Origin of the sequence: Cellulomonas olei (assembly GCF_039548315.1) — a bacterium.
Classification (GTDB): Bacteria; Actinomycetota; Actinomycetes; order Actinomycetales; family Cellulomonadaceae; genus Cellulomonas.
In genome coordinates, this window is sequence record NZ_JBCLVN010000084.1 from 1 (window position 1) to 13,700 (window position 13,700).

7 protein-coding genes are annotated in these 13,700 nt (G+C 77.4%); all 7 read left to right on the plus strand.

Going from position 1 to position 13,700, the window contains the following annotated elements; genetic code table 11:
* Positions 1-609: FHA domain-containing protein (locus AAHH18_RS17670; RefSeq protein WP_343302515.1), on the plus strand; the 609-nt coding region annotated here is incomplete at its 5' end.
* The gene (locus tag AAHH18_RS17675) at positions 606-2,183 is read left to right on the plus strand and encodes a serine/threonine-protein kinase (protein WP_343302516.1); all 1,578 of its coding nucleotides are present in this window, start codon (positions 606-608) and stop codon (positions 2,181-2,183) included. The genes AAHH18_RS17670 and AAHH18_RS17675, both read left to right, overlap by 4 nt.
* The gene (locus AAHH18_RS17680; RefSeq protein WP_343302517.1) at positions 2,180-8,041 is read left to right on the plus strand and encodes an Ig-like domain-containing protein; all 5,862 of its coding nucleotides are present in this window, start codon (positions 2,180-2,182) and stop codon (positions 8,039-8,041) included. The genes AAHH18_RS17675 and AAHH18_RS17680 overlap by 4 nt, the downstream gene beginning before the upstream one ends.
* A 58-nt stretch (positions 8,042-8,099) precedes the next feature.
* Positions 8,100-9,053: an AAA family ATPase gene (locus AAHH18_RS17685; protein ID WP_283319905.1), complete on the plus strand. Its 954-nt coding sequence runs from the start codon at positions 8,100-8,102 to the stop codon at positions 9,051-9,053.
* Positions 9,054-9,087: 34 nt separating this feature from the next.
* Positions 9,088-10,257 carry a DUF58 domain-containing protein gene (locus tag AAHH18_RS17690; protein WP_283319906.1) on the plus strand — a complete coding sequence of 390 codons (1,170 nt, stop codon included), beginning with the start codon at positions 9,088-9,090 and terminating at the stop codon, positions 10,255-10,257.
* Between the two features lie 128 nt (positions 10,258-10,385).
* Entirely contained in the window at positions 10,386-12,764 is a 2,379-nt protein-coding gene (locus tag AAHH18_RS17695; RefSeq protein WP_343302518.1) for a transglutaminase family protein, read from the plus strand.
* On the plus strand, positions 12,761-13,700 hold a 940-nt coding region (locus AAHH18_RS17700), incomplete at its 3' end, for an RDD family protein (RefSeq protein WP_343302519.1). The genes AAHH18_RS17695 and AAHH18_RS17700, both read left to right, overlap by 4 nt.

Here is a 13,700-nt window from a genome sequence, read left to right on the forward strand (position 1 = left end):
CCGGCGCCCGCGCCCGCCCCGGCCCCCGCGCCGGCGACGGCCCCCGCCCCGGTGCTGCCCGGGCCGGCGTCCGCCGACGACCACGACGGCCTGACCATCCTCAGCGGCGAGCTCGCGTCGATCCGCCAGAACCTCCCGTCGTGGGCGCTGTCCCAGACCGGGGAGTGGCCGTCGGGCGCGGTGGTGCCGACGCCGGCCGCGGACCGCGGCGGCCCGGGCGGGCAGCCCGCGGCGGCGCCCGCCCCCGGTGCGGTCGCCACGTCGGCACCCGTGCCGCGGCTGGCGCTGTCGACCGGCGTGCGGGTGCCGGTGGACGGGGTCGTGCTCATCGGCCGGGCCCCGCAGGCCGACCGCGCCCCCGAGGGCGTCGAGGCCCGCCTCGTCACGGTCCCGAGCCCTGAGCACGACATCTCGCGCACCCACGCCGAGGTGCGCCTCGAGCTGGGCACCGTGCTGGTGACCGACCTGTACTCCACGAACGGGGTGACCGTGTCCTCCGGCGGGCTCCCGCCGCGCCGCATCGCCGCCGGCGAGCCGGTCGTCGTGCGCGACGGGGACGTGGTCGACCTCGGCGACGGCGTGACGTTCACCCTGGAGCCGGGTGCGTGACGCGCGGACGTGAGGCCTCGCAACCGCCGCGCCTCCCGGGCTACACGGTGCAGCGGCTGCTGGGCGCGGGGGGATCGGCGGACGTGTTCCTGTACCAGCAGGAGCTGCCCCGCCGGCTGGTGGCGGTCAAGGTGCTGCTCGCGGGCGTGGACGACGCCGCGCGCGACGCGTTCGAGCGCGAGGCGGACCTGACGGCGCGGCTCTCGCACCACCCCTCGATCGTGACGGTGCACCAGGCGGGCCTCGCCTCCGACGGCCGGCCGTACCTCGTCATGGAGTACTGCCCGCTGCCGGGCCTCGGGCAGCGGTACCGCGCCGAGCGGTTCGAGGTCGCCGAGGTGCTGCAGCTCGGGGTGCAGCTCGCGTCGGCCGTCGAGACCGCCCACCGCGCGGGGATCCTGCACCGCGACATCAAGCCGGGCAACGTGCTGACGACGGAGTTCGGACGGCCGGTGCTCGCGGACTTCGGGATCGCGGCGACGGTGGACGCGGGCGGTCCGGCCGTCGGCATGTCGATCCCGTGGGCCGCGCCGGAGCTGCTCGCCGCGCGCCCGCACGGCGACGCCCGGTCCGACGTGTACTCGCTGGCCGCGACCCTGTTCTCGGCGCTCGCGGGCCGGTCGCCGTTCGAGCGGCCCGGCGGCAGCAACGAGGCGGCGGACCTGGTGGGGCGCATCGAGCGCGGCACCCCGGTGCCCCCCGCGCGCGACGACGTGCCCGACCGGCTGCGCACCGTGCTCGCCCGGGCGATGGCGCGCGACCCGCAGCAGCGGCACGCGCACGCGCTGGACCTCGCGCACGACCTGCGCGCCGTCGAGGCCGACCTCGGCCTGCCGCTGACGCCGCTGGACGTCGCGGACGTCCGCGCGGAGCCGGGCGCCCCCGCCGCGGCGGAGCCGGACGCGACCCGCGCGCGGCCCGTGCTGGAGGTCGCGCCCGGACCCCGCCCCGCGGTGCCGTCCGGCCCGCCGGTTGACGTGGGCTCCGGCCCGGACGCGACGCGCCTGCGCCCGGTCCTGACCGTGCCGCCGGACGCCGCCGCCCCGCGGCTCGCGCCCCCGGCCTCCCCGGCACCGCCGTCGCCGGCCGCGGCGTCGCCCGACGGCGACGACCTGGTCGAGGTCCGCGAGGTGCACCCGGGCGTGCCGGCGCGGTCGCGCACCGGGCGCGTGCTCGCGGTCGCCGGGTCCGTGGTGGTCATCGCGGCCGCGGTCGTCGCGGTGGTGCTGCTCGCGGGCCGCCCGGACGGCGCCCCCGACCCGGGGCGGGACGACGACTTCCCGGGCCCCGCCGGCTCCGTGCAGTCGACCGTGCCGAGCCCCACCAACCTGTTCGGCACCCGCGAGGACGACGGCTCGGTGGTCTTCACCTGGACGAACCCCGACGAGCAGGACGGCGACACGTACCTCTGGGGCCGGCGCACCGCGACGGGTGAGCCGCAGCTCGCCGTCGTGGACGACACGACGGTGACGGTGCCCTCGGACGGCACGGCGGCGGAGGTGTGCGTCGAGGTCTCGATCGTCCGGGCGGACCGCCGCGTCTCCACCCTCCCGGCCGAGGGGTGCGTGCCGTGAGCGTGCGCTGGAGCCGCCGTCGCGCCGCGTCGACGGCCGCCGTGGTCGCCGTGCCCGCCGTGGTGGCGACGCTCGCGCTGGTCAACCCCGGGTTCCCCCTCGCGCAGGTGGACCTCAACGACGGCGCCGTGTGGCTGACGTCGACGAGCACGCTGCAGGTCGGCCGGTACAACGCCCAGGTCGAGGAGCTCAACGCCGGCCTCGTGGCGACGAGCACGGAGTTCGACGTGCTCCAGGACGCCGGCGAGGTGCTGATCGTCGAGCCGGGCACGGTGTCCGTCGTCGACCCCGCGGGCGTCACCGCGGCGTCCCAGGTGGCGGTCCCGGCCGGCGCGCAGGTCTCGATGGCCGGCGGCACGGTCGCCGTGACCGACGCGGACGGCCAGGTGTGGGTCAGGACGTTCGAGGACCTGCCGCTGCTGCAGACCAGCGACGAGCCCGACGCCGACGTCGGCGCGGGGGGCCTGGCCGTGGCCACGACCACCGGCGCGGCGCTCGCGGTGGAGGCCGAGACGGGCGAGGTCACCCGCCTCACCCCGGTGCCCGGCGGTGCGACCCGCAGCGAGGCCGGGCCGGCGCTCGACGGGCCGGTGGACGCGCTCACGGCCGTGGGCGACGTGCCCGTGGGCCTGGACGGGGAGACGGTCCGCACGCCCGGCGGGTCGACCGACCTCGGGCTCGCGCAGGCGGTCCTCCAGCAGCCCGGACCGGCCGCGGGCGCCGCGCTCGTCGCCGGCAGCACGGGCCTGGTGGAGGTCGACCTGTCGTCGGGGTCGGTGGCGGCCGAACACGACGCGGGCGGTTCGGGCCGGCCGGCGGCGCCGGTGCGGGTGGGGACGTGCGCGCACGCCGCGTGGCCCACGACGACCGCGAACTACCTGCTGCTGTGCGACGGGCAGGACGCCGAGGTCCGCGACCTCACCGGCGTGACGACGTCGGACCAGCTCGTGTTCCGCGTCAACCGCCAGGTGGTCGCGCTGAACGAGGTCGTCGAGGGGCGGCTGTGGCTGCCCCTGGAGGACACCGAGGTCCGTGAGCCCGAGTGGAAGGACGTCGTCCCGGAGGACGAGCCCGACGAGCAGACCGACGAGAGCGACGGCGACCGCACCACCCAGGAGCTCGTGCCGGAGTGCTCCGCGACCAGCGCGCCGCCGACGGCCGTCGACGACGAGTTCGGCGTCCGTCCCGGGCGCACCGCGATCCTGCCGGTCATCGACAACGACACGTCCTCCGACTGCGGCATCCTCGCCATCACCGACGTCGACCCGCTGCCGGCCGAGATCGGCACGCTGCAGCCGGTGTACGGCGGGCGCGCGCTGCAGATCGAGGTCCCGGCCGGCGCGTCCGGCAGCGCGACGTTCTCGTACACGGTCAGCGACGGCCGCGGCGCGACCGCGCCCTCGACGGCGCAGGTCACGGTGACCGTCCGCGACGCGTCGCTCGACGAGCCCCCCGTGCAGGTGCGCACCGGCGAGATCCGCGTCGAGCAGAACGCCTCCGCGACCTACCCCGTGCTGTCCGACTTCAGCGACCCCGACGGCGACCCCCTGACGCTGGTGGGCGCCGTGGCCGAGAGCGGCACCGCCCGGTACCGGCAGGACGGCACCCTCACGTACGTGGCCGACGGCGGGGAGCTGGGTCGCACGGTCGTCCGGCTGCTGGTCTCGGACGGGGTCTCGACCACCGAGGGCACGCTGGACGTCGACGTGCGGGCGCCCGGCTCGACCGACCTGCTGGTGGACCCGCTGCACGCGGTGACGTACGTCGACCAGGAGGTCGAGCTCGCGCCGCTCGAGGCCGTGCGGACCCGTGGCAGCGAGCCCGTGCGGCTCGCGGGGGTCGAGCAGGCGACGGGCGTCACCGTCACCCCCGACCTCGACGCGGGGACGTTCTCCTTCAGCGCGCCGACCGCGGGCACGTTCTACGTCTCGTTCACCGTCACCGCCCCGCCGCAGCAGGCCGTCGGGCTGGCGCGCATCGACGTGCGCGAGCGCCCCGACGAGCCCGAGCCGCCGGTCGCGGTGCTGGACCACGCGTACCTGCCGCAGGGCGGTCAGACGACGGTCGCCCCCCTGGCGAACGACACGGACCCGGGCGGCGGGGTCCTGCTGCTGCTGTCCGTCGACGCGCCCGAGGGGCTGCGCGTGGCCGTGCGCCAGCGGGAGCTCGTGCAGATCTCCGCCGTCGGGGCGCTCGCGGCGCCGGTCACGCTGCAGTACGTCGTGTCGAACGGCACGCAGACCGCGACCGGGCAGATCATCGTCTCGCCGGTGCCCGCGTCGGGGTCGTCGCAGCCGCCCGTCGTCCCCAACGCCACCGCCGACGTGCGGACCGGCGGGGTCGTGACCGTGCCGGTGCTCGAGGGCGCGCACGACCCCGACGGCGACGAGATCAGCCTGGCGCCCGAGTTCGCCGAGCCCCTGGGGGACGGCGAGGGGCTGCTGTTCGTGGCCGGCGACGTGCTCCGGTACCAGGCTCCCGCGACGCCCATGACGGTCCACGCGACGTTCGTCGTCCGGGACTCCGACGGCAACGAGACCGCCGCGACCCTCACGGTGCGCGTCCACGAGTCCGACCCCGACACCAAGGCGCCGCCGCGCCCGAAGGCGCTCGTCGCGCGCGTGTTCGCCGGAGACACGGTGCGGATCCCCGTGCCCCTCGTCGGGATCGACCCGGACGGCGACGGCGTCACGCTGCTCGGTGTCGCGTCGGCCGGGACCAAGGGGCGCGTGGCCCGCGTCGGGGCCGACTACCTCGAGTACGAGGCGCTGCCCGGCGAGGCCGGCACGGACACGTTCACCTACGCGGTCGAGGACTGGACGGGGCAGCGGGCCGTCGCGACGGTGCGCGTCGGCATCGCCGCCCGGCCCGGCGACAGCAACCGGGTGGTGGCGCGCGACGACACCGTGACCATCCGCCCCGGGCAGCGCGTCGAGGTCCGGGTGCTCGAGAACGACACGGACGTCTCCGGCGGCACGCTGTCCCTGCAGGACGAGCTGGAGGTGCCCGCCGGGATCACGGCGTCGGTGGTCGGCAGCCGGGTCGTGGTGCAGGGCGACGCCGCGGGCGTCATGCCGATCGGCTACACCGCGCAGAACACCCGCGGGGCCCGCGCCGGGGCCGTGCTCACCGTGACGGTCGACCCCGACGCGCCGGTCCTGCCGCCGATCGCCCAGGACGTCGTCGTCCCGCCGGTCGACACCGTCGGCCGCACCTCCGTCGACGTCGACGTGCTCGCCGTCGCCCAGAACCCGAGCGGGCCGCTGGACGACCTCGAGGTGTCCGTGCCGCGCTCCGCCGCCGACGTCGCCTCGGTCGGGGCGGACGGGCTGGTCACGGTGACGCTCGCCGCCACGGCGCAGACGATCCCGTACCTGCTGACCAACCGGACCGCGCAGGACGTGCGGTCCTACGCGTTCATCTCGGTGCCGGCGCTCGGCTTCTTCCCGCCCACCGCCCGTCCGCGGGCACCCGAGCTGCGGGTGGCGAGCGGCGAGACCCTCACCATCCCGCTCAGCGAGCAGATCCAGGTCGCCCCCGGGCGCGTCGCGCAGGTGTCGGACGCGACGCAGCTCACCGCCACCCGCTCGGACGGCTCGTCGCTCTTCGTCGACGACACCACCGTGCAGTACACGCCCGCCGACGGCTACGTCGGGCCGGCGTCGATCACGGTGCCCGTCACCGACGCCACCGGGCCGGGGGACACGAGCGCGCGCACCGCCGTGATCACGCTGCCGATCACCGTGTACACGCTCGACGACTACCCGCCGGTGTTCGACCCCGCGGTCGTGGACGTCGGGCCGGGCGAGCCCGCGGCCACCGTCGACCTGCTGGCGTTCACGCGCGGCGTCGAGGGTGCGTCGGGCGCGGAGACGTACACCTACCGCCTCACCTCGGGGCAGCCGGCGGGCTTCACGGTCGGCCTGTCCGGCAGCAGGCTCACGGTCGCCGCGGACGTCGGCACGCCCAAGGGCACGCGCGCCACGCTCCAGCTCGAGCTGGGGTACGGGCGGTCGTCGTCGATGGACGTCCAGGTGGAGATCCGCACGATCGCGAGCACCCGGCGCGTCGCCGTGGTGAACAACGTGTCGCTCGGGGACGGCGTGCAGGGCCGCGAGCGCGTCGTGGACGTGCTGGCCGGCGCGTACAACCCGTTCCCGGACCAGCCGCTGCGCGTCGTCTCGGCGACCGTCGAGACCCCCGGCACCGGGACCGCCGCCGTGTCCGGGCAGAACGTGGTGCTGCGCCCGGCCGCCGACCTGGTCGGCGAGATGGTGGTGCGCGTGCGCGTGCGGGACGCCACCGGCGACCCGGCCCGCGAGGTCTCCGCCGGCATCTCGCTGCGGGTGCGCGGCAAGCCCGCGACGCCCGCAGCCCCCCGCATCGGCGAGGTGCGCGACGGCACCGTCGTCCTGTCGTGGACAGCCCCCGACTTCCGCGGCGAGCCCATCACCGGGTACCGGGTCGTCGCGAGCCCCGGCGGCACCCCGACCTCGTGCGCGAGCACCACGTGCACGATCACCGGCCTGACCAACAACGTGGAGTACACGTTCACCGTCGCCGCCGAGAACGCCGTCGGCATGTCCGACCCCAGCCCGGCGTCCGCCGTGGCGCGCCCCGACGCCGTCCCGGACACGCCGGCACCCCCGCGCTGGACGGGCTTCGGCGACGGCGAGCTCACCGCCGTCTGGGACGCCCCGGCCAGCAACGGGTCGCCGGTGACGTCGTACACGCTGATGCTGTCTCCCGCGCCGCCCGGAGGCTCCGCGACCGTGACCACGTCGGGGACGTCGTACACGTTCCGCGGGCTGGCGAACGGCACGTCGTACACGGTGCAGGTCCGGGCGCACAACCGTGCGCCGGAGCCCAGCGCGTGGAGCAGCCCGTCGGGGACGGAGATCCCGGCGGGCGCCCCGGCAGCACCGTCGTTCCCGCAGAACGCGGTGCAGTCGATCGCCTCCGAGCAGCTCCAGGTCACCTGGAACCCGTCGCCGTCCGACAACGGCGACCCGCTGCGGTACGTGCTGACGATCGCCGGCGGCGGGACGACGCGCACCGAGCGGCTCCCCGCGAGCCAGACGTCGTACTCGCTGAGCGTGCCGAACGACCGGACCTACACGTTCACGCTCTACGCGACCAACAAGGCCGGGAGCTCGGACTCGGTGTCCACCAGCGGGCAGGCGTACGACGTGCCCGGCGCGCCCGGCGCCCCGTCGATCGTCGAGACCTCGTCGCCGGACCGCACGAGCCCCGGCACGGGGTGGGTGCGCGTCCGCTGGGACGCGGCGGCGGCCAACGGCGCCCTGATCTCCGGCTACGAGGTGACGTCGACCGCCGGGACCGTCGAGATGCGCCTCGACGGCACGGCGCGGGTCAACGGGCTCGCAGCGGGTCAGGGCTTCACCGTCACGGTGCGGGCGTGCAACCTCCGCGGCTGCGGGCCGACGAACCAGGCGTCGTTCTCGGACGTCGTGCGGACGCTGCCAGGCGCGCCCACGTCCCCGCAGATCCAGCCGACGACGCCCGACGCGACCAACCGGCCGACCCAGGTGACGCTCTCGTGGGCGCCGCCCGGGGAGACCGGCGGCAGCGGGCTCGTGGAGTACGAGTACGAGCTGTCCGGGTGGTCGTGGGGTTCGCGCGGCACCCGGTCGGCGGGCACCGCGACGTCGGTCACCGTCTCCGAGCCCTTCCAGGGCCGCAGCGGGGACGAGGTGACGCTCCGCGTCCGGGTCCGCAACGGCGACGGGTGGAGCGCGTGGTCGGACACGGCCCGCGTGCCGGTGACCTGGACCGAGCCCGAGCCGGAGCAGCCGCCGGACCCCGGCGACGGGAGCGACCCCGGCACCTCCGGGTGACGCCCGCCCTGCCGATGAGACAGACGACCCCCTTCCCCCGACAGGAGACGACCCCCCGATGACCCCCGAGCAGTCCGCCTGGTTCGCCGAGACGTTCGCCTCCCTGGTCACCAACGTCTCCCGTGCGGTGCTGGGTGCCGACCGGGCCGTGCGGCTGGTGCTGACCGCGATGGTCGCCGAGGGCCACGTGCTCCTGGAGGACGCGCCCGGCACCGGCAAGACGTCGCTGGCCAAGGCCATCGCCGCGTCGGTGCAGGGCACCCACCAGCGCATCCAGTTCACGCCCGACCTGCTGCCGAGCGACGTCACGGGCGTGACGATCTGGGACCAGGGCACGCGCACGTTCCAGTTCCACCCGGGCCCGGTGTTCACCTCGGTGCTGCTGGCGGACGAGATCAACCGCGCCTCGCCGAAGACGCAGTCCGCGCTGCTCGAGGTGATGGAGGAGGGGCACGTCACGGTCGACCGGGACACGCACCCGGTGGGCCGGCCGTTCGTCGTCATCGCGACGCAGAACCCGATCGAGCAGGCCGGCACGTACCGGCTGCCGGAGGCGCAGCTCGACCGGTTCCTGGTGCGCACGTCCCTCGGCTACCCGGACCGGACGGCCACGGTCGAGATCCTGTCGGGCGCCCGGGACCGCACGCGCGCGCTCGACGCGGTGGTGACCACGGCCGGCGTCGTCGAGATGTCGGAGCTCGCCCAGACCGTGCACGTCGACGGCGCGGTGCTGGACTACGTCGCCCGCCTGCTCGAGGGGACGCGCGAGGACCCGCAGACGGCGCTCGGCGGCAGCGTGCGCGGTGGCCTCGCCCTGGTGCGGTGCGCCCGGGTGCAGGCCGCGGCGGCGGGCCGGTCGTACGTGATCCCGGACGACGTGAAGGACCTGGCCGTGCCGGTGCTGGCGCACCGCCTGGTGCTCGACCCGGAGGCGGACTTCCTCGGCGCGACCGCCACGCAGGTCGTCGAGCGCGTGCTGTCCGCGACCGCACCGCCGGTGGCGCGGGCGTGAGCTGGACCGTCCGCACCCGGGCCGGGGTGACGCCGTGAGGCGCTCGCACACCCGGCTCTCGGGCGTCGGCTGGGGCGCGGGGCTGCTCGGTGCGGCCGCCGCGGTCGCGGGCGTGCTGCTCGGCTGGGTCGAGCTCGCTGCGGCAGGTGCCGTCGGTGTCGCCGCCCTGGTCGTGGCCGTCGCGATGACGTGGGGCCGCCTGCCGCACGCGGTCCGCCTCGACCTCGCCGACCGCCGGGTCCGGGTGGGGGAGCGCGCGTTCGGCGGCGTCGTCGTGACGGCGCCCGCCGGTCGCCGGACCCGGGCGGTCCGGCTCGAGCTGCAGGTCGGGCAGGGCCGTGCGGAGCTGGAGGTGCCGTCGCTCGCACCCGGTGCGGAGCACGAGGAGCTGTTCGCGGTGCCGACGGAGCGCCGGGCCGTCGTGACGGTCGGTCCCGTGCGGGCCGTGCGCGGCGACGCGCTCGGGCTGGCCGTGCGGCACGCCGTGACCACCGGCTCGGAGGAGCTGTACGTCCACCCCCGCGTCGTCATGCTCACCGGCGCGGACGCCGGCCTGCTGCGCGACCTGGAGGGCGGCTCGACCCGCGACCTGTCGGACATGGACCTGGCCTTCCACGCCCTGCGCGACTACGTGGTGGGGGACGACCGGCGCTCGATCCACTGGCGCACCACCGCGCGGCGCGGCGTCCTCACGGTCAAGCAGTACGAGGACACCCGGCGCACGCAGACCGCCGTCGCGCTCGCCACGGACCCGCGCGACTACGGCCACGCCGACGACGACGCGGAGCTCGAGCTCGCCGTCTCGGTGGTGGCCTCCCTCGGGGTGCACGTCATCGCCGAGGAGCACCCCCTGGCGGTGCTCGCCGGCCCGGGGCGCGTCCGGACCACGGCCCGGCGCCCGCTGCTCGACGACTGCTCGGCGATCGTGTGCGGTCCCGACGGCACCGCGACGGCCCTGCTCGGCCGCCGGATCGCGCGCGAGGCCGCCGACGTGACGCTCGCGTTCCTTGTCACCGGCGCCGTGGTCGCCGACGCGGACCTGCGCGCCGCGGCCCGGCACGTGCCCGAGGGCACCCGCACGCTCGTCGTCTCCTGCGACCCCGGCTCGGCCGTCCACGTCCGCACGCAGCGCGGTCTCAGCCTGGTCCGGCTGGGCGCGCTCGACGACCTTCCCCGTGCCCTGCGCCTGGCGGCGGCCGGATGAGCACGACGACCGCCCTCCCGACCGCCCCCGCGGCGACGCCCCCCGGCCCCCCGGCGGGGCCGCCGCCCGGCGGGCCGGCCCGCCGTCCCCGGGGATCCGGGCGCCCCGCGGCCGCACGTCGGCGCGGGGTGCCGCGCGGCGCGGCGGCCGTCGTCGACGTGCTCGTGCTCGCCGTCGCGACCGCCGCAGCCCTCACGCCGCTGCTGCCCGTGTACGGCGGGTCGACGCTGGTCGTCCCCGTCGTGGGCGGTGTGCTGGTGGGAGCCGCGGTCGGTGTCCTCACCGCGTGGGCCCGGTGGTCACCGCCGGTCACGGCTGCGGCGCTCGTCGCCGTCGCCGTGCTCGCGGGCGGCCCGCTGGCGACGCCCGGGCAGACCGTCGGCGGCCTGCTGCCGACGCCGGCGTCCGCGGTCGCGGTCGTGCGCGGCTCGGTGCTCGGCTGGAAGGACGTCCTCACGCTCCAGCCCCCGCTCGGCGGGTCCGGCTGGTTGCTGGTTCCCCCGTACCTGCTGGCGGTGACCGCGACCGCCGTCGGGATCCGGCTCGCCCTCGGCGCCGGCGGTGCCGCGCCGGCGGCCGCGGCCCTGCCCGCCGTGTGCCTCGCGGTCGCGGTGCTGCTCGGCACCCACACCGTCGTCGCGCCGGCGGCGGTCGGCACCGCGCTCGCGGCGGTCCTCGTGGTCTGGGCCTCGTGGCGCGCGGGCCGGCTCCGCGTCCGGCGCCCCGTCGCGCTGGTGGCGCTCGTCGCCCTGGCCGCCGGGGCGGGGCTCGGCGCGGGCGCCGTCGTCGAGCAGCAGCGCGACCGCTTCGTGCTGCGCGACGAGCTCGTCCCGCCGTTCGACCCCCGCGACTACGCCAGCCCGCTGTCGGCGTTCCGCGCGTTCGTCAAGGACGACGACACCGTCGACCTGTTCACGGTGAGCGGCCTGCCCGCGGGCGCCCGGGTGCGCCTCGCGACGTTCGACCGGTTCGACGGCGTGGTGTGGAACGTCGCGGGCGACGGGTCGTCGCGCGCCTCCGGGGAGTTCCGCCGGGTCGGCGAGACGGTCGGCGACGGGGCGGCCGAGGCCGCAGCGGCGGCGGCCGCGTCCGGGGACGGCACCCGCGTGCAGGTGCGCGTGCAGGTCGACCAGCTGGACGGCGTGTGGCTGCCGACCGTCGGCGACGCGGTGTCGGTGCGCTTCGACGACCAGGAGGACCAGGCGCGGCTGCGGTTCAACGACGCCACCGGGGCGGCCGTGCTGACCGGCGGGCTCGACACCGGCCTCACGTACACGCTGGACGCGCTCGTGCCGGCCGAGCCCGACGACGCCGCGATCGGCTCCGCCGCGGGCCGGGACCTGGACCTCCCCGAGCCGCAGGCGGTGCCCGACGCGGTGGTGGCGGCCGCCTCCGACGCCGTCCGGGACGCCGAGACGCCCGTCGAGGTCGCCCGTGCCCTGGAGCGGACGCTGTCGGAGAACGGGTTCTTCTCCCACGGCCGCACCGACCAGGGCGACTACCCGTCGCTCTCCGGGCACGGGTCCGACCGGGTGGCGACGCTGCTCGACGGCGAGCTCACGGTCGGCGACGACGAGCAGTACGCGTCCGCGATGGCGCTCATGGCCCGGGAGCTCGGCCTGCCCGCACGGGTCGTCATGGGCTTCGTGCCCGGCGCCGACGAGGACGGGGACGCCGGGACGGACGAGGCGCCGGCGGCGGACCCCGACGACCCGGTGGTGGTGACCGGGGCCGACGTCCACGCGTGGGTGGAGATCGCCTTCGCGGGCCACGGCTGGGTGCCGTTCGACCCCACGCCGCCGGAGAGCCAGACGCCGCAGGACGAGACCGAGACCAGCCAGGCCGACCCCGAGCCGCAGGTCGCGCAGCCCCCGCCGCCGGCACCCGAGCCGGTGGAGCCGCCGCAGGACGACACCGAGCAGCCCCAGACGCAGGACCCGGCCGACGAGTCCGGCTGGGCGCTCTGGCAGCGGATCGCGCTGGGCGTCGCCGCGGGGTCCGGCGGGCTGCTCCTGCTGCTGTCGCCGTTCCTCGTCATCGCGGCGCTGAAGGCCCGCCGTCGCCGCCGCCGCCGTCGTGACCCGGTGCCGCTGCGCCGCGTCGTCGGGGGCTGGCAGGAGGTGCTGGACCTCGCGACCGACCTGCAGCGGGACGTCGACCCGGTCGCGACCCGCCGCGAGGGCGCCCGGGCGCTCGACCGGGCGTTCACGGCGCCACCGCCGGTGCCGGCGCGTCGTGGACGTACCGCGCCGCCCGCGCCGACCGCGGCCGGGGCCGAGGCGGGTGCCGCCGTCGTGGCGCTCGCGGAGCGGGCGGACGCCGCCGTCTTCGGGCCGGACGAGCCGTCCGTCGCCGACGCCCGCGACTACTGGGCGCAGGTCGACCGCGCGCTCGACCGCATGCGCGCCGCGACCCCGCCCCGGCAGCGCTGGCGCGGCCGGCTGACCACCCGCTCGCTGCGCCGCCGTGGCGGGCGAGCCCGACGGAGCACAGGAGCAGGACGATGAGCAGCACCTCCGGCGGCGGGGTACCCGCCGTGCACGGGGCACCACCGGCGCCGATCGGCCGCCGGGTGACGGCGTCGCTGGTCGACGGCGTGCTCACCGCCCTGGTCGCCGCGCCGCTGTGGGCTGCCACGGTGCCCGCCGCCGTCGCCTCCGTCCGCCAGGAGGAGCCCGCGGCGACGCCGTCGGGCGCCCTGCTCGTCACCGGGGCGGTCCTCCTGGCGGTGTGGGGCGTCGTCCAGTGGGTGTGCCACGGCACGCGCGGGTGGACCGTGGGGCGCCGGCTGCTCGGCCTCCGGACGGTCGACGTCCGCAGCGCCCGGCCGCTCGGGATGGGGCGGGCGCTCGTCCGCTCGCTCGTGGTCGCGATCGGCGCGCTCGCGTGCGGGGTCGGGCAGCTGCTCGTGCTCCTCAGCCCGCTGTTCGACGGCACGGGCCGTCGCCGTGGCTGGCACGACCGGGTGGCCGACGCGGTCGTCGTCGACGTCCGGGGCCTGCCCGCCGCGCGGCGCGTCGCCGCGTGGGAGCCCGTGCGCCGTCCCGCGACCGAGCCGGTCGTCGCGCGCGAGGTGCCGTGGGCCGGACCCGGGACCACCGACGACCCGCCCGGGGACGCGACCCCCGTCCGCCCCGGCGTCGACGACCCGCCCGGGGCCGTGCCCGCCCCGCAGCCGGACCTGCCCGCGCGCACCCGGTGGGCGGCGCTCGCGGGGGAGCGGCAGCTCGACGCGCCCGGCCTCGTCCTGCCCCCGCTCGGCAGGCCCGGTCCCGGCCCGGACCTCGACACCCGGCAGATGCCGACCGTGCCGGCGGCCGGTGCGCTGCCCGGGTGGCCGGGCACCGCGGGCGACGTCGAGCGCGCGGGGCGGCACGCCGCCCCCGGCACGGCGGCGGACCCGGGTCCCGCGCACGCCGGGCCGTCGGTGCCGACGCCGCCGC

Excerpts from the sequence above, each read along its gene's own strand:
- AAHH18_RS17685 (WP_283319905.1), top strand. The coding sequence starts at position 8,100 with ATGACCCCCGAGCAGTCCGCCTGGTTCGCCGAGACGTTCGCCTCCCTG.